Origin of the sequence: Dyadobacter sp. CY347, from assembly GCF_021502655.1 — a bacterium.
In the GTDB taxonomy this organism is placed as follows: Bacteria; Bacteroidota; Bacteroidia; order Cytophagales; family Spirosomataceae; genus Dyadobacter.
This window is the reverse complement of the sequence record NZ_JAKFFT010000007.1, coordinates 486,832-505,146: the sequence shown is the minus strand read 5'-3', so window position 1 is coordinate 505,146 and position 18,315 is coordinate 486,832. Positions and strand designations below refer to the sequence as shown.

General features: G+C 47.1%; 8 protein-coding genes. 7 read left to right on the top strand and 1 reads right to left on the bottom strand.

What is annotated here, in order from left to right:
- Nucleotides 1-59 precede the first annotated feature (59 nt).
- The 6 genes from L0659_RS17765 (at nucleotide 60) to L0659_RS17740 (ending at nucleotide 15,830) form a co-directional block, all read left to right on the top strand.
- Entirely contained in the window at nucleotides 60-3,878 is a 3,819-nt protein-coding gene (locus L0659_RS17765; protein WP_235127965.1) for a hydantoinase B/oxoprolinase family protein, read from the top strand.
- Between the two features lie 11 nt (nucleotides 3,879-3,889).
- A complete protein-coding gene (locus L0659_RS17760; protein ID WP_235127964.1) occupies nucleotides 3,890-5,053 on the top strand; it encodes an NRAMP family divalent metal transporter in 1,164 nt (387 codons plus the stop codon).
- 201 nt (nucleotides 5,054-5,254) lie between these two features.
- Nucleotides 5,255-7,576 (top strand): S9 family peptidase, encoded by a 2,322-nt coding sequence (locus tag L0659_RS17755; protein WP_235127963.1) that lies wholly within the window; start codon nucleotides 5,255-5,257, stop codon nucleotides 7,574-7,576.
- A gap of 84 nt (nucleotides 7,577-7,660) precedes the next feature.
- Complete coding sequence (locus tag L0659_RS17750) at nucleotides 7,661-11,191, top strand: PVC-type heme-binding CxxCH protein (protein ID WP_235127962.1); 3,531 nt, start codon at nucleotides 7,661-7,663, stop codon at nucleotides 11,189-11,191.
- 41 nt (nucleotides 11,192-11,232) lie between these two features.
- Complete coding sequence (locus L0659_RS17745; RefSeq protein ID WP_235127961.1) at nucleotides 11,233-14,223, top strand: SusC/RagA family TonB-linked outer membrane protein; 2,991 nt, start codon at nucleotides 11,233-11,235, stop codon at nucleotides 14,221-14,223.
- A gap of 23 nt (nucleotides 14,224-14,246) precedes the next feature.
- Nucleotides 14,247-15,830, top strand: a complete 1,584-nt coding sequence (locus L0659_RS17740) for a RagB/SusD family nutrient uptake outer membrane protein (protein ID WP_235127960.1) — start codon at nucleotides 14,247-14,249, stop codon at nucleotides 15,828-15,830.
- A gap of 170 nt (nucleotides 15,831-16,000) precedes the next feature.
- On the opposite strand, the gene L0659_RS17735 is transcribed toward L0659_RS17740, so the two are convergent.
- A complete protein-coding gene (locus tag L0659_RS17735; protein ID WP_235127959.1) occupies nucleotides 16,001-16,822 on the bottom strand; it encodes a DUF3800 domain-containing protein in 822 nt (273 codons plus the stop codon).
- A gap of 101 nt (nucleotides 16,823-16,923) precedes the next feature.
- Between L0659_RS17735 and L0659_RS17730 the strand changes: the two genes are divergently transcribed.
- Nucleotides 16,924-18,309 (top strand): aminopeptidase P family protein, encoded by a 1,386-nt coding sequence (locus tag L0659_RS17730; RefSeq protein WP_235127958.1) that lies wholly within the window; start codon nucleotides 16,924-16,926, stop codon nucleotides 18,307-18,309.
- Nucleotides 18,310-18,315 lie beyond the last annotated feature (6 nt).

Below are 18,315 nucleotides of genomic sequence, written 5' to 3'. Positions count from 1 at the left end.
CCCAATAGCAACTATTTTGGAGCTTCACATCACTTTTTGGTTTGTCTGTTTTGGAAAAAATGAAGGCTTCTCTTTGGAAGATTTGGGTTGATACGGGTGGGACTTTTACCGATTGCCTGGCTGTTGATCTTGAAGGAAATAAAACTAGGTTGAAAGTGTTGAGCTCGGGCTGCGTGCGGGGGCGGATTATTGGGAAAATTGCTAAAAACACTTTTCAATATGCCGCTTCCTGGTCATTTGATGCAGACTTGCTCGAAGGTTATACATTGCGCTTGCTGGAAAATGGCTTGACTAGCAAAGTCATTTCAATTGATGCTTCCAATAAAACATTCAAGCTGAAAAACGACCTTCCATTTTCTCAAAACACCGATTTTGAAATTTTCAGTGGTGAAGAAGCGCCTGTTTTAGCGGCAAGATTACTAACCAAAACAAAGTTAAATGAAACATTGCCGCCACTGGAAATGCGTCTTGGAACAACAAAAGGAACTAATGCATTACTCGAACGAAAGGGTGCAAAAACGCTTTTAGTCGTAACAAAAGGTTTTAAAGACTTGCTTTACATTGGCAACCAGCAACGCCCTTCCCTTTTTCAGCTCGACATTCCGGAACCGAGATTACTTTATTCCGAAGTTTTAGAAATTGATGAGCGATTGGATGCTTCGGGAAATGTGATTCATGATTTGAATGTCACAGATTTAACAACATTTGCTTCTGCAAAAAACGCAGATTCCATTGCCGTTTCGCTGCTTCACTCCTATCAAAATAACGCACATGAGTTTTCGGTAGAAAAAGCATTCAGAGAAAATGGAGCCAAATACATTTCGGTTTCCTCCAAGCTTTTCCCCTTCTCACATTATCTGCGCCGAACGCAAACTGCGGTCGTAAATGCTTATCTCGATCCGGTTTTAGATCAATATTTGACTAACATTAAAAACTCGTTGGGCGGCAATCCGCTGGGCGGCACCCCGCTTGGTAACGGCAGCCTGAAAGTCATGACCAGCACGGGCAGCCTTTCGGAAGTAAACGGCTTCCGAGCCAAAGACAGCTTACTCAGCGGCCCAGCCGGTGGAATGGTGGCGGCGGCTAATGCTGGAAAGCGCCTCGGATTTCCCAAAGCCATCACATTCGATATGGGCGGGACGAGCACGGATACGGCACTGATTGATGGGCGGCCGGAGCTGAAATACATTACCGAAATTGACGGCATTGAATTCCATAACCCAACATTGGCGATCGAAACGGTTGCTGCGGGGGGCGGTTCCATTTGCTGGTTTGATGGATTTTCACTGCAAGTGGGGCCGGAAAGTGCTGGGGCTTCGCCGGGGCCGGCATGTTATGGAGCGGGCGGGCCGCTTACGATTACGGATGTAAATTTGCTGTTGGGGAAATTGGATGCTTCTAAATTTGGCATTCCTTTTCGGGCGGATGCTGCTATGGCTGCGCTTACCGCTTTGCAAAAAAGCATTGAAACGCGAACTGGGAATTTGCTGGCATTTCAACAGTTACTAACCGGCCTTGAAAGGATTGCCAATGAGAAAATGGCCGATGCAATTAGAAAAATCTCCGTTGAAAAAGGTATTAATCCAGCCGATTTTGCGCTGATCACTTTTGGCGGCGCGGGTGGTTTGCATAGTTGCCAGCTGGCCGATTTGCTGGATATTCAAACTGTAATCATTCCCTACGACGCCGGACTTTTCAGTGCATTAGGAATGGGCGAGGCGCTGGTCAGCACCATTGTTTCGAAACAGATCCTGCTTCCCTGGCGGGAATCGGAAGTAAAAATTGAGCTTTGGAAAAACGAGCTTTTGCAAGAAGGTGCTGAAAAGCTGCAAAATCAAGGCGTTAATGCATTTGAAACCGCGTTTTGCTATGTATATCTACGTTTTGCCGGACAGGAAAATACAATTGAGGTGAGTTATGAAGGCGCAGAAACATTAAATGTTTTTGAACAACTTTACACAGCGCAGTTTGGCTACTGTCCTGCGAATCTGACGGTTGAATTGGAGAGTTTGAAATTAATGGTTCAAGAAAAAGCTGCTGCGATTAAGCCAGAAACGATCATTAATGAAGGAGTTTTAGCAAATGCATTGAGAACCGTTAATCCTTTATTTGAGATTAATGAAATCGACTCAAAACAAACTGATTTTACAAAAACTGACTCCTATAATGCTGCCCACCTCTACGAATGGGATCAGCTTAATGCAGGCGACCAACTTATCGGTCCGGCGATCCTTTTGAATAACACTTCCACGGCTTACATCCCAAATGGCTGGAAACTGATTATTCAAAACAGCAAAGACGCTATCGCTTTCAAAACTTCGGAAACGCAAGTTATTGCCAAAAAACAAAGCGAGGAAGTGGCATTGCAGCTTTTTACGAATCGTTTCAAATCCATTGCGGATGAAATGGGCGTTCAACTTCAACGAACGGCATTCTCGGTGAATGTGAAAGAGCGGCTGGATTTTTCGTGTGCGTTGCTGGATCAGGATGGCGAGTTGCTGGTGAATGCGCAGCACATTCCGGTGCATTTGGGCAGCATGGGCATTTGCGGGCGGTTGGTTAAGGAGGCGATTGAGATTGGGCCGGGGGATGTGATTATTACCAATCATCCGAAATATGGCGGCTCTCATTTGCCTGATATTACGCTGATTTCAGGCATTTTCACGGAAGACAACATTTGCATTGGTTATGTGATCAACCGTGCGCACCATGCCGAAGTTGGTGGCAAAACGCCAGGCTCTATGCCGCCGGATGCGACTTGTCTGGTTGAGGAAGGCGTCGTTATTTTGCCTCAATATCTGATCAAAAACAATGTATTTCAATGGGACACCATCCGCAGCCTGTTTACGGAAGGCCCCTATCCTACCCGGCACTTCCTTTCCAATGAAGCTGATATCATTGCGGCTTTGTCTGCATTAAGAAAAGGCAGCGAGCAAATGTTGCGTTTGGTCGATTTGCACGGCTTGGAAACGGTGCAGAAATATATGCGGTTACTGAAAGAAAATGCTGTTGCCCAGCTGGAAACTGCATTAACACCGCTTCACGGCCAAACTTTTGAGGCAACAGAACTTCTGGATGATGGTCACCGCATTCAGGTTTCGGTTTCGATATCTGCTGAGAAACAAGTTTTTGATTTCACAGGAACATCAAATGTCCATCCCAACAACCTAAATGCTAACATTTCGATCCTGTACAGCGCCATTTTATATGTACTTAGGCTGTTGGTCAACAAGGAAATTCCTCTGAACGATGGCTTGATGAAAAACGTGGACATTATCCTGCCCGACAACAGCTTTCTACATCCTGACTTCTCTGACGATCCATTTGAATGTCCTGCCGTGGTCGGTGGCAACACGGAAGTGAGCCAGCGGTTGGTAGATACATTGCTTAAGGCGTTCGGATTGGCGGCGTGCAGTCAGGGGACGATGAACAATTTTCTTTTTGGTGACGAGCAATTTGGCTATTATGAAACCATTGGCGGCGGAACGGGCGCTGGGCCGGGATTTCATGGTCGCTCTGCCGTGCACCAGCACATGACCAACACGCGCATTACCGATCCCGAACAACTGGAACGCAAATATCCGGTGCGCTTACTGGAATTCTGCATCAGGAAAAATTCGGGTGGAAAAGGAGCATTCAACGGCGGCGATGGCATTGTGCGGAAAATTGAATTTCTGAAACCATTGCAAGTGACTTTGATGGGACAACACAGAAAATACGCACCTTACGGATTGAACGGCGGCGAGAATGGAAAATGCGGCGTTCACACATTGATTAGCGAAGATAAAACGTCGGTTCTAACCGGCATATGCAGTCTGGAAGTTCAACAGGGCGATATACTGATTATCGAAACGCCTGGCGGCGGTGGATTTGGTTAAAATTTAAAATAATGGCAAAAACGAAATCCTCCAAAGCATTACTCGGCGCAGCATTCCTGATGGCCACCTCCGCGGTTGGCCCGGGTTTTCTGACGCAGACGACCGTTTTTACGCAGCAACTGGCTACGAGTTTCGGCTTCATTATCCTGCTCACTGTCCTCATTGACCTTTGTGCGCAATTTAACATCTGGCAAATCATCACTGTTTCCGGCAAGCGTGCGCAAGAATTGGCCAATGCATTGTTTCCCGGACTGGGTCATATGCTGGCTTTCTTGATTGTGATAGGCGGTTTTGCATTCAACATTGGCAATGTGGCTGGGGCTGGTTTGGGATTGGAAGCTATGACGGGCATGAATGTGAAAGTTGGAGCCGTGCTGAGTGCAGGCATCGCAATTGGGATTTTCTTGTTCAAAGAAGCTGGAAAAGCGATGGACATTTTCAGCCGCGTTTTAGGGATGCTAATGATTATTTTAATCCTATACATTGCCTTCACGTCACATCCACCGCTGGTTTCAGCTTTGCAACATACGATTCTGCCTCAAAAATTTGATGCGATGTCGGCGGTAACATTGGTGGGCGGGACGGTCGGCGGATACATTTCATTTGCGGGTGCGCATCGGTTGCTGGATAGCGGCATTAGTGGTGAGGCTTCGCTGCCGCAAGTCAACCGCAGCGCGGCAACGGGCATTTTGATTACAACCGTCATTCGGTATTTACTATTCCTTGCATCTTTGGGCGTAATCATGGCTGGCGCGACCATTAACCCTGAAAATCCAACGGCCTCCATTTTCGAGCAAGCCGCGGGATCGGCTGGGAGGCAGATTTTCGGGTTGGTCATTTGGAGCGCGGCCATCACTTCTGTGGTTGGGGCGGCTTACACTTCTATTTCGTTTGTTCGCTCGTTTCATCCTTTGCTGGAAAAATATCACGCGGCGCTAACCATTATTTTTATTACGATTTCCACTGCTGTCTTTGCGATTATTGGCAAACCGGTGAAAGTGTTGGTCTTCGTAGGCACTTTAAATGGCTTTGTGCTGCCTGTTGCGCTGGCTATTTTGCTGATTGCGAGCGGGAAATCGCGGTTGATGGGGACTTATAAACATTCGCGCATTTTGCTTGCGATGGGCTGGCTAGTGGTTTTTGTCATGGCAGCATTGGCATTTGGGATCTATTAACCTAATCTATGAGTCGCGTCGCCGTCGTTTATTCTACGCTTCTGTGCTTATCCCGAATTAAATCTTCTCTTTTAACCCAATTGCAAAATCAAAGACTGAAATAAGTTAATATCGGTAAAAAAGCCGCTAATTACAACGAAGTTTATTGCAACCCAGAAAGGTAATTTTACCCATACGAAATTGAAGTTAATCTCTCTTAGTATGGTGCGTTTTACCAGTCAAAAGCTTCGTATACTGACCTTTTTTGTCGGCGCCACGGTGACAATGTTTTCTCAAAAAAGCATTGCACAGCAATCAACATTGGCTCCTTATCATCCCGATGCGGCTGAAATTACTGCCTCCTACAAGCATATGGAGCTGATGGATTCACTGACCAAAGGAACAATTCTAAAAGCAACCATTCAGCCGACCTGGCAACCCGACGGCCATTCTTTTTATTATAGAAATGTATTAAAAGACAGCTTGACCGAATATGTTTTTGTCAATCCAACGACCGGAAAAAAGACCAGTCCATTAGACAAAAAAGAACTCGCGATTGCCATTTCCAAAACGCTCGATTCAACATTAACGGCTGATAAATTACTGCTCAGCGAAATTTATTCAGACCCGAAAAATCAAACGCTTTTTGTACAAACAACAGGCAAATGGTTTGCATTTAATACAAAAACCAAAACTGCTAAAAAGCTTGACAAACTGCCCATTGACCGTCCCAAAGAAATAGGCTGGACGCGGGCAAGAAGTCGGTGGAGACCATTCCGGGCGGATAGCACTTCGCCGGACAAGAAGTTGACCGCTATCATTAGAAATGGCAATATTTATTTAACCAAAAAAGAAGAAAAAGACGCTCAGCAGCTCACATTCGAGGGAAATCCGCTGAAACCCTTTGGCGAGCTCAGCTGGTCGCCGGATGGAAAATATCTGGTTGCCTACCGCATTACGCCGCATGAAGAGCGGCAGATCAGCATCATTATGTCTTCCCTGCCGAACACAACGCGCGGTGAGGTGAAAACGCGCGGTTATGCGCAGCCGGGCGATGAATTTACGTCTTATGAAATGTTTGTAGTGAATGTCGAGACAAAGGCTTTGATCAAAGTAAAATCGGACATTATAGACTTTTTCGAAGCGCCGATCATTCGATGGAGACATGGGGATAACACGCATTTTACTTACGAAAAAGTGGATCGCGGGCACCAGCGTTTTCGAGTGATCGATGTGGATGCGGCAACAGGTGAAACGCGGAATGTGATTGATGAAAAAACGGAGACATTTATTTACCAAAATTTGATTTACACGCATTACCAACCTGAAAAACACGAGATCATCTGGTCATCCGAAAAAGACGGCTGGCGGCATTTGTATCTGGTGGATGAGCTTTCGGGAAAAATCAAAAATCCGATCACAAAAGGCAATTGGGTGGTTCGTGACATTGACAGCATTGACACGCAAAAACGCGAAGTCTGGTTTCGGGCGAGCGGCATGAATGCGGATGAAGATCCTTATCACATTCATTATTATAGAATCAAATTTGATGGCAGCGGACTCGTAAAGTTGACGGATCACGCGAAAGCCACGCACCAGCTCACTTTTTCGCCCGACCGCACTTATTACATTGACACTTACTCAACGATGATGAGCCCGCCGGTTTCTGAGCTTCGGAAAACGGCAGACGGCTCATTAGTGACCAAGCTGGAAGAGGCGGACATTTCGCAATATCTGTCGCTGGGCTTCCAGTTGCCCGAGATTTTCAAAGCCAAAGGACGCGATGGCGAAACGGACATTTGGGGCATCGTGTATCGTCCGAGCAAGTTTGACGCGACCAAAAAATATCCGATCATCGAGAACATTTACGCCGGCCCGCATGATTCATTTGTACCCAAAGCATTCCGTTCTTATGGTGAAATGCAGAGCATGGCGGAGCTTGGATTTATCGTCGTGCAAATGGACGGCATGGGAACAGCCAATCGCTCGAAAGCTTTTCACGATATGTGCTGGAAAAACCTGGCCGACGCTGGTTTTCCTGATCGCATTGCCTGGATGAAGGCATTGGCTTCGAAATATGCCTATGTGGATTCGAGTCGGGTGGGCGTTTATGGGACTTCTGCTGGTGGTCAAAATTCATTGGGCGCATTGCTTTTTCACTCTAGTTTTTACGATGCCGCGGTTTCGGCTTGCGGATGCCATGACAATCGTGTGGACAAGCAATGGTGGAATGAGCAATGGATGGGTTACCCAATCGGCAAGCATTACGACGAGCAATCCAACATTACCAATGCCGCCAAATTGCAGGGCGACTTGCTGCTGATCGTAGGCGAAGCGGACACGAATGTGCCGCCGGAATCGACTTACCGCGTTGCGGATGCATTGATCAAATCGAACAAGGATTTTGAATTGCTGGTGGTGCCGGGCATGGGCCACAGCGACGGCGGAACTTACGGAAGAAGGAAAAAGCGGGATTTTTTTGTAAACAAACTATTGGGGGTTACGCCTCCGAATAGGAATAAAACAGACCTAACACCACAGTAAAAATAGACCAGAAGTCGCCCGGAAACGGTGTAATGGATTGCAAAAATTGCAAACATCCAAACAGGAAAACTTTGCCCTTTGAAAATGAAAAATTTACTACTCATACTGACCTGCTTACTCTTCATCAACAGCTGCACACGCAAATCTGGAACGGCCGTTCAAGTAAAGTCCAGCGAAGGGCGGCGCATTGAAATCTTGTTCCTGGGCCACGACAGCAAGCATCATTATTCGGAAAAATTCTTCCCGATGCTCGCGCATCCGTTGTTTCAAAAGGGCATTAACCTCACTTACACTTCGGACCTGAATGCATTGAATGCCGAAAATCTGGCGAAATACGATGGTTTGATGATCTATGCCAACCATAATGTGATCTCACCGGCGCAGGAAACGGCGGTGAAGGATTTTGTGGAAGGTGGCAAAGCATTGATCCCTTTACACGCAGCTTCATTCTGTTTTCAAAATTCTGATTGGTATATCAAAGCCGTCGGCGCGCAATTCAGCACGCATAAATATGGCACATTCACGGCGCCGATCACGAAGCCAAATCATCCGGTGATGGCCGGTTTGAAGGAGTTTGAAACCTGGGATGAAACTTACGTGCATGCGAAGATCAATCCGGACATTAATATCTTGCAGGAACGTGTCGAAGGCACGCATCACGAGCCTTGGACCTGGGTGCGGACGCAGGGAAAAGGCCGCGTGTTTTACACCGCATACGGCCACGACGAGCGCACCTGGAAGCAAAAAGGATTTCACGATCTGGTGCTGAATGGTGTTTTATGGGCTATAAACGATGATGCAAAAGCAGCCTATGCAAGCCTGAAATTGCCCACACCAGAATTCAAAGACGCCGACGTTCCTAATTACGAAAAACGCGATCCGGCTCCCAAATTCCAGCTTCCGCTTTCGCCTGCTGAATCAGCAAGACTGATCCAGGTTCCGGTTGATTTTGATTTACAATTATTTGCCTCCGAACCCGACATTGTGAAACCTATCGCCATGGCCTGGGACGAAAAAGGCCGTTTGTGGATCATTGAAACGGAAGATTATCCAAACGAGATCAGAACGGAAGACGGAACCGGAAAAGACCGCATCAAGATTTGCGAGGACACGAACAACGACGGCAAAGCCGATAAGTTTACCGTTTTTGCAGACGGCCTCAACATTCCTACCAGCCTTACATTTGCCAACGGCGGCATCATTGTAGCGCAAGCCCCGCATTTCATTTTCCTCAAAGACACCAACGGCGACGACAAAGCAGACATTCGCGAAAACATCATCAGCGGCTGGGGCAAAAGCGATACGCACGCCGGACCGTCGAATCTGAAATATGGACTGGATAACAAGATCTGGGGCGTGTTGGGTTATGCGGGTTACCGCGGCATGGTGAATGATAAGCCGGTGAATTTCAGTCAGGGCATTTATACATTTGATGTGGATGGCAAAAATCTGGAATACATTGGCCGGACGTCGAATAACACCTGGGGATTGGGTTTTTCGGAGGATTTTGAAGTGTTTATTTCAACAGCCAATGGCAATTACAGCGGACATTTCGCGATGCCATTGGAATATGTAAAACGTTCTGTTGCCGACGGTTCGGGCAACACGGTTTACAAGTTGGATTCGCATTATGATATGAACTACATGACGCCTGCATTACGCCAGGTGGATTTTCATGGAGGCTTCACAGCTGCGGCGGGGCATAACCTTTACACGGCGAGGAATTTCCCAAAACATTATTGGAACGCAACTGCATTTGTCTGCGAACCGACGGGGCGATTGCTTTACCAGGCGATGCTGAAACCCAAAGGCGCGGGTTATAAGGAGAAAAACGGTTTCAATTTGCTGGCCAGTTCGGACGAATGGTTTTCGCCCGTGCATGCGGAAGTTGGGCCGGATGGAGCCGTTTGGGTGGCGGATTGGTATAGTTTCATCATTCAGCATAACCCCACGCCGCGTGGTTTCGAGAATGGAAAAGGCAATGCATATATCAATCCGCTGCGGGATAACAAGCATGGACGTATATACAGGGTCGTTTATAAAAATGCCAAACCTTATCAACCGGTAAAACTGGATAAAAATGACCCCGCCGGACTTTTAGCAGCATTAAAAAATGACAACATGTTCTGGCGCACAACAGCGCAAAGATTGATCGTAGAAGCGCAGCACAACACATTGGTTCCTGAGCTGATTAAAATGCTTAATGATCAGTCTGTGGATGAAATCGGCTTGAACAGTCCTGCCGTGCATGCGCTTTGGACATTGCAGGGATTGGGTGCGCTGGATGGCTCGAATGAGGAGGCTTACCACGCGTTAGTTCGTGCAGTGCGCCATCCGGCTGCGGGCGTTCGCAAGAATGCGGTGAAACTTCTGCCCAGAAACGACAAAACGCTTTCTGCATTGAAATGGACGAATTCTTTGAATGATCCTGATTTGAAAGTGCGACTCGCTGCGATTCAAGCGCTTACAGATTTGCCGGCTTCTGATGAAATTGGAAAAATGCTTTATCTGGCCGGTCAGGATTCGGAGAATGCCTCGGATGAATATTTGCAGCAGGCCATTTTTTCAGGCGTGATCAAGCATGAAGCAGGGTTTAAGAATGCAGCCGCAAAGCTGAAAGATTCCACTTTAACTGCCCGCATTGAGCGCGGATTGGTGCAGGAAACTTATGTGCTGAACCTTTGGTCGCCACCGATTTTCCCGCCGGACATTACCAACAAAGAAATCACTATTAAGGCCATTATTACCAAAGCCGACGAAGCATTATCGGGCGTTGTGGCCTCCCAAGGCAACAAAGAGAATGGTTACAGCCTTTATATGAACGAGGGAAAATTGCATTGGTTGATCAAACAGGATGGCAAAACTTATGACATTTATTCCAACCAAACATTGCCTGCTGAGCGCTTCAATGCCGTTGCAACATTATCCGAAGGCGGTGAAATGACATTGGCGATTGAAGATGAAACACCCATTAAGGGCAAAGCAGCATCGCTTTTTACCAAACCATTTAACCCCGACGATATCCGCCTCGGCCGCGACTTACGTGATGAAAACCGGGTGGGCGATTATCCTGAAAATTTCAGGTTAAAAGGCTGGCTGGATGTGAAAAGCACAATGCAATTGAACCAGGTTTCAAAAGATAAATCAGAGAAAAAAGTGGCCGCAGCAGCGCCGGTTAGCAAGCCGGAAGCAATTGGAAAAGGCAAAGGAACGCCGGTGACGATCAACCTGAAAGTGATTGAGCATGAAATGAAATTTGATAAAAAGACATTTACCGTAAAACCTGGTCAAAAAGTCTCGATCCGCTTTACCAACCCGGATTTTATGCAGCATAACCTGCTCATTGCGTCACCGGGAAGTCTGGAAAAAGTGGGTGCAGCTGCGGATCTGCTGGCGCGTGAAAGCAATGCTATCGAACTGAATTACATTCCAAAAATGCCCGAAATCATTCATTCCACCGAGTTGATCAGTCCTGAGGGAAGCACAACGCTTGTTTTCATTGCCCCCGAAAAACCCGGCGATTATCCTTTCCTGTGCACCGTCCCGGGCCATTGGCGGATTATGAATGGAATTATGAAAGTTGAGTCGAACCCGTCTAATAAAGAAGCCAAGTAACCCAGCTAACTAAAATTTTATCACCATCTAACTTTTGACACATGAATAAACAATTATCCAGACTTATTCAGGAAGTGGCCTGTTACCTGCTTTGCAGTGTCGCCGTGCTGCTTGTCCTGCCAGGAAATGCACAGGCAGCCGATCGCCAGATTACCGGAACCGTGGTTTCAGCGGAAGACAAAAATCCGCTGCCGGGCGTGACCATTATTGTGAAAGGAAATAATGCGATAGGAACTGCAACGGACACTGAAGGAAAGTTTAAAATGACCGTTCCCGAGGATGCAACATTGATTTTGAGCTACATTGGTTACACCAGTCAGGAGTTGGTTGTCGGAACCCAAAGCGAATTCAACATTGAAATGGCTTCGGATCAGAAGCAGCTTTCTGAGGTGGTCGTGATCGGTTATGGAACGCAGAAAAAGGGTGACATTACGAGTTCGGTTGCGAGCATTAAGCGCGAGGATTTTATCAAAGGAACCGTTCGTGATGCTGCGCAATTGATCCAGGGAAAAGTGGCTGGTTTGCGCATTACAACGCCCAGCGGCTCCCCTACTGCCAACACGCAGATTAACCTCCGCGGGATCAACTCCATCAACGGAACATCCGACCCGCTGATCCTCATCGATGGGATTCCGGGTGGGTTGAATACGGTTGCTCCGGAAGACATTGAGTCTGTGGACGTTTTGAAAGATGGCTCTGCCGCTGCAATCTACGGAACACGCGCAACTGGCGGTGTAATCCTGATCACCACGCGTAAAAACCGCAACACGTCATCGCGTTCTTCGGTGGAATATTCCAATTATGTGAATATTCAGACCATTGCACGCAGACCGAAGTTGCTCACGGGTGACGATTATCGTCAGAAAATCGGTGAAGGCATTGATTACACCGATTACGGCGGCAACACCGACTGGCTCAAAGAAATCACGCAAAACCCTGTAAGTCATAACCATAACCTAACGTTTTTTGGTGGAAACAGCACAACCAACTTTACAGGTTCTGTGAATTACCGCAACTGGGAAGGGATCTTTTTGAGATCAGGTCAAAACCGCTTTACCGGCCGCGCCGACCTAAACCACGCAATGTTTGATAATAAATTGAAAACAAACATTCAGATCTTCAACCGCATTACTTCATCCAACGGAGCGGTTTCGCCTGCCAATAATGATGCAGCTTATGGCTACGCTTATCGCCAGGCCATGATCCGCAACCCGACGGACAATGTGAGAACTGAAACCGGCGCTTGGCAGGAAAGGGACGGTTATTTTTACGAAAACCCGGTTTCGTTACTGAATGAATCCAATTACGAAGCGAAGTTTAAAGAAATGCGGATGAGCGGAAGTTTGGACTACGCACCGATTGCTGATTTGAACTTCAAATTATTGGTTTCCAATGTGCAAAACAGCAATTTGGAAGGTGGTTCGACAACATTCAACCACACGGCAACGCGCCTTAGCAACCAAAACGCAACGGCATTCAGAAGCACTTACGCGAACAACGAAAACCTGTTGGAATTCACCGGAAATTATGCCAAAACATTTGGCAAACACCGTTTCACATTGCTGGGCGGATATAGCTGGCAGGATGCAACGTATGAAGCATTCAGCGCAAACAACTGGGATTTCCCAACGGACGCTTACGATTGGAACAACCTCGGCGCGGGTGGCGCTTTGCAAAAAGGCCAGGCTGGAATGTCAAGCACGAAGAACAAATGGCAGCTTGCCGGTTTCTTCGGTCGTTTGACTTATAGCGTGGACGAGAAATATCTGTTCATGGCCAGCGTGCGTCGTGAAGGCTCTTCCCGTTTTGGGATTAACAATCAATGGGGAACGTTTCCTGCGGCGTCCGTGGGATGGAGAATTAGCAAAGAGCGCTTTATGGAGGGCCTTTCGGGCGTTTCAGAGATTAAGCTTAGAGCCGGGATTGGCATAACAGGAACCATTGCTAGTGACCCTTATCTGTCACAGATCAGCTATAATTTCAGTCGTGAAGACGGGGCGTTTATTGGTGGAAAATGGGTTCCGGGCTTCATTCCGGCCCGAAACTTCAACCCCGATTTGCGCTGGGAGAAAAAAGAAGAAGTTAATGCGGGTGTCGATTTCGGTTTCCTGAAAAACAGGGTAAACGGCTCGATTGACTTTTATAGCCGCAAGGTGAAAGATCTGCTTTATGATTTCCCTGTTCCAGTGCCTCCTTACCTGATCGGTTCGATGTTAATTAACGCTGGAACGATGAAGAACGAGGGAATGGAAGTGCTTTTGAATATTGTGCCGGTTCAAACTGCTAATTTTCAGTGGAACACCGGATTTACTTATTCAACCAACCGGAATAAATTGGTAAGTCTTTCCAACGACCAGTTTGAAGCTGCTAACGACTTCTTCGACGCTGGCTACACAGGTGAGCCGATCCAGGTTTCTACGCACCGCGTAAAAGTGGGCGAGCCAATCGGACGGTTTTTTGTTTGGAAAAGTGTAGGCGTTGATGAAAAAGGCTCGTGGCTGGTTGAAAACAAAGACGGCGAGGTGATTCCTATTGCTAATGCGACGCCGGAAGATCGCCAGTATTATGGAAATGGTATTCCAAAGCACAATGTAGGCTGGAACAACTCGGTTCGTTACAAAAACTTTGACCTGGCTGTAAACATGCGCGGCGCTTTCGGATTCGACATTCTGAACTTCCAGAGCATGTTCTATAACAACCCAAGAAACAAGGCTTACAACATGCTGAAAACGGCTTACGACCCGATTGATGGCAAGGTGTTGAACAATGAGCTTGTTTATGTTTCCAATTACATTGAGAAAGGTGATTACTGGAAAATCGACAATGTTACGTTTGGCTACACGCTGCCTAACCTGAAAGGCTTGAAAAACGCTCGCATCTTCGTTTCCGGCTTGAACTTAGCGACCATTACAGGCTACACCGGCATTGACCCGGAAGGCGTAGACATGACCGGCTTCTTCCCGGGAAGCGACCAGCGCGACAAATATCCGACAACCCGGACCTTCACAGCAGGTCTTAGTGTAACATTCTGATCCACAGCAAACTTTTTGAAACAATGATTAATAAAAGTAAAATACATATCGTCCTCGCATCCATGATGGGTGCGGCCACGCTCTACTCCTGCACTGACCTGGAAGAACAGGTTTATTCGGAAGTTTTGGCGAGCACTTACCAGCCAACAGCCAAGGACCTTCCTGCGATCGTAGCGCCCGTTTATTCATCTCTTCGCGCATTAATGTTAGGCTGGCAGGGCTATTTTGACTTACAAGAAGAAGCAGCCGACGCAATCGTTACGCCCGTTCGCCCGAATGGCTGGGACGATGGCGGAACCTATCGCCGGATGCACCAGCACACCTGGACTTCCCTGCAATGGCAACCCGAAAATGCATGGCAAAGCTCATTCCGCAGCATTACCACGGCAAACAGGGTTTTATCTCAGATTGCAGAAGGTGAAATTCCTTTGACAACGGGCAAAGTGGAAGTGGAAGCCGAGTTGAGAGCAGTGCGTGCATTGGCTTACTATCTTTTGCTGGATAATCACGGCAATGTGCCTATTGTGACGGATTTCAAGGACATTAATTTACCAAAACAGAACACGCGCAAAGAAGTGTATGATTTTGTGGTAAAAGAATTGCTGGAAGTCATGCCGAACCTCAGCGAAAACGCGTCCACAACTTACGGACAGCTGAACAAGTGGGGTGCGAAAGCGCTTTTGGCAAAAATATATTTGAACGCGCAAGTTTACACGGGCACGCCGGAATGGGAAAAAGCCATTCAGCAAGCAGATGATGTGATCAAAAGCGGCAAATATGTGCTGGATGCCAATTATTCCGATGTTTTCACTTGGACCAATTTCAATTCCAAAGAGATCATTTTCGCGATCCCTTACGATGAAATTTACGGAACCGGCAACCAGATCCATATGAAAACACTCGATCCATTGAGCCGCACCGTTTATCCGATGAACGCCGGTCCATGGGGCGGGAACTGCGCCGTGCCACAATTTATCGACACCTACGACGCCGAAGACAGCCGCCTGGCCGACACCTGGATCATGGGCCCACAGAAAAACGCCACAACCGGCGCAGTGGTCATCACTTATTCCAAAACCGTCCCGGGCATCGATAAAACAGCGTCAACCGACGGTTACCGCATTGGAAAATACAAAATCAAACCTAACGCAACCGGCAGTTTGGACAACGACTTCCCATTGCTCCGATACGCTGACGTCATGATGATCAAAGCAGAAGCACTTCTCCGCACCGGCAAAGCCGCCGACGCAGCGACCATCGTCACGGAAGTCCGCAAACGCGCATTCAAAACCAATCCTGCAAAAGCAACTGTAACGGCAGCAGACCTCGCAAAAGGCAGTCGATATAACTACGGTTACCAGGCAACCAACGGCACAATCACTGAGCGCCAAGGCGGGGAAGACATTAAATTCGGACGCTTCCTGGACGAACTGGGCTGGGAATTCGCAGCGGAAGCACACCGCCGCCAGGATTTGATACGGTTTGGTGTATACGAAACCAAAAAATGGTTCAACCACCGCCCGCAAGCCCAGCAACGTGCCTTGTTCCCGATCCCGCAAACGGAACTGGACAAAAACACAAACCTGAAACAAAACCCAGGTTATTAAGAACGTCTTTCATAAGGTTAGGTAATAAGCTCCTGCTCCCGGCAATGTTGGTGAGCAGGATTTTTTTGTATTCTGTAATTATATTTCCATCTTTGTATCAGCCTGTTATGCATGAAGGTCGGCTCCACGCCGTTGAAGGGTATCCTTCTTAGTGCACTTACGGGCTTTTTTTATGGGATGAAATTCAGTTTCGTGAGTTTATTTTTCCGACCATAGTAATTTCCTGCCTTGCCGTCATCAAGCCGGTACTTTTCAAAATCATACAAGTCTATTACTAAGCCAATTTGGTCGCTAATGTAGTCGTAATAGCGTGTCTCGCCTTTTTCGAAAACACGCTGAACAGCCCAGCAGAAGTAATCTGCAATGTTGAGTAGCGGTTCCGTTGTAGGATGCTGCACATTGAAAACAACCCGGCAATCACTTGATTTGTCAGGAGATTTTGTTTTTGATCGTTCAATTGATTTATCTAGTCCTTTCTGCAAATTGACATGCGTGGTGCATTGTGATCGGTGTGCAATGTTAAGGACAAGATTTTCGTACTTGTTCAGTTTGTTTTTAAGTAAATGAGACAATAAGTCGGCATAGAATTCTGCTTCCTTACCATTGTGTTTGTTTTGATAAACACTATATATCTTCCTGGCCACAATTGCTTCAAAACTGCAATCTACGCTCTTTATAAAATCAAATGCTAGTTTTCTGACTTCTGGTATGTCGTCTTTCGCGTGAAAATAAAAATTCTTCGTGTTGATTCTTTTCTGAATGCTAGGAATGCATGTAAAGTAAGAGTCATTGCCCACTTGAATCTGTAAATCAATTATTTTTTTCCTAATTATATTGAGCGGTTCGTTGATCTTTAACATTCCGAGGATGAAGCATTTTGAAACGCCATCGTTCCCGACAATTGGAGTGTTACCTTTACCGTAAAAAGCGGCATCACCAGCCTCGTCAAGAAAACGATGTTGATTAAGCAGAGTCACTTGTACTGTTTTCATGATGCAAAAATTATAGTGTGTTAAATTGAAGCCAAACTAAGCGATTTTATTCTAATCTGACAACCCGACATTTACATTGAATTTTTAGCACTCAAAAAATTATGTTCTCAAAAGAAACTTACAAACAACGCCGCCGGACATTAAAACAGAAAGTTGGAAGCGGGCTTATTCTCTTTCTCGGCAATGAGGAGTCGGGGATGAATTATCGGGATAATGTTTATCCATTTCGTCAAGACAGCACTTTTCTGTACTATTTCGGTTTGGATATGGCTTCAATTCATGCCGTTATAGACATTGATAACGATCAGGAAATCATCTTTGCCGATGAACTGACGATTGACGACATTGTCTGGACGGGTTACCAGGAGCCGCTTGTTGAAAAAGCTGCCAAAGTGGGCGTTACGCAAGTAAAATCGCTTTCGGCGCTCGCTGGATATTTGCGGGACATACAAAGCAAGAAACAAGAAGTGCATTTTTTGCCTCCTTACCGCGCTGAGCATACATTGCAGTTGCAGGAATGGCTGCAAGTTTCACCATCTGAAGCGTCGCAACGTGCTTCGGTGAAGCTGATCAAGGCCGTCGTTTCTATGCGTTCCTATAAAACCGAAGAAGAAATCACAGAGATTGAAAAGGCCGTCAACACGTCCATTGACATGCATCTGGATTTCATACGCACAACCCGGCCAGGCATGACGGAAAAGGCAATAGCAGGGAAATTACAAAGCATAGCCATCGCCCAAGGCGGCGACATTTCCTACCCTATCATCCTGACCGTCAACGGAGAAACATTGCACACCCACGCCCGAGACCGCGTCATCCGGGACGGCCAAATGGCATTATGCGACGCAGGAGCAGAAACCGCCATGCATTACTGCGGCGACCTCACCCGCACGATCCCAGCCGGCAAGCAATTCAGCAGCATTCAAAAAGAAATGTATGAAATCGTGCTCAATGCGCAAGTCTCGGCGATTGAAGCCTGCAAGCCAGGCGTTTTGTTCAAAGACATCCACGCATTAGCATCCACGAAGTTACTCGAAGGCCTAAGATCCGTAGGCATCATCAAAGGCGATCCACACGAAGCACTCGCAAACGACGTCCACACCCTCTTCTTCCAATGCGGCCTCGGCCACATGATGGGCCTGGACGTCCACGACATGGAAAACCTCGGCGAACAATACGTAGGCTACACCGAAGACCTCATCAAAAGCACCACCTTCGGCTGGAAATCCCTCCGCCTAGGCCGCGCTCTCGAACCCGGCTTCGTGCTAACCGTCGAGCCTGGACTTTACTTTATTCCAACTTTAATTGATCGCTGGAAGGCTGAAAACAAGCTTTCGCAGTTTATTGATTATGGGAAATTGGAGCAGTTCAGGGATTTTACGGGGATAAGGGTAGAGGATAATTTGGTGATTACGGAGGACGGGAATCGGGTGTTGGGGAAGGAATTGGTGAAGGATGTTGGGGGGATTGAGGCGTTGCGCGGGTGATGGGGA

Excerpts from the sequence above, each read along its gene's own strand:
- L0659_RS17765 (WP_235127965.1), top strand. The coding sequence starts at position 60 with ATGAAGGCTTCTCTTTGGAAGATTTGGGTTGATACGGGTGGGACTTTT.
- L0659_RS17760 (WP_235127964.1), top strand. The coding sequence starts at position 3,890 with ATGGCAAAAACGAAATCCTCCAAAGCATTACTCGGCGCAGCATTCCTG.
- L0659_RS17755 (WP_235127963.1), top strand. The coding sequence starts at position 5,255 with ATGGTGCGTTTTACCAGTCAAAAGCTTCGTATACTGACCTTTTTTGTC.
- L0659_RS17750 (WP_235127962.1), top strand. The coding sequence starts at position 7,661 with ATGAAAAATTTACTACTCATACTGACCTGCTTACTCTTCATCAACAGC.
- L0659_RS17745 (WP_235127961.1), top strand. The coding sequence starts at position 11,233 with ATGAATAAACAATTATCCAGACTTATTCAGGAAGTGGCCTGTTACCTG.
- L0659_RS17740 (WP_235127960.1), top strand. The coding sequence starts at position 14,247 with ATGATTAATAAAAGTAAAATACATATCGTCCTCGCATCCATGATGGGT.
- L0659_RS17735 (WP_235127959.1), bottom strand. The coding sequence starts at position 16,822 with ATGAAAACAGTACAAGTGACTCTGCTTAATCAACATCGTTTTCTTGAC.
- L0659_RS17730 (WP_235127958.1), top strand. The coding sequence starts at position 16,924 with ATGTTCTCAAAAGAAACTTACAAACAACGCCGCCGGACATTAAAACAG.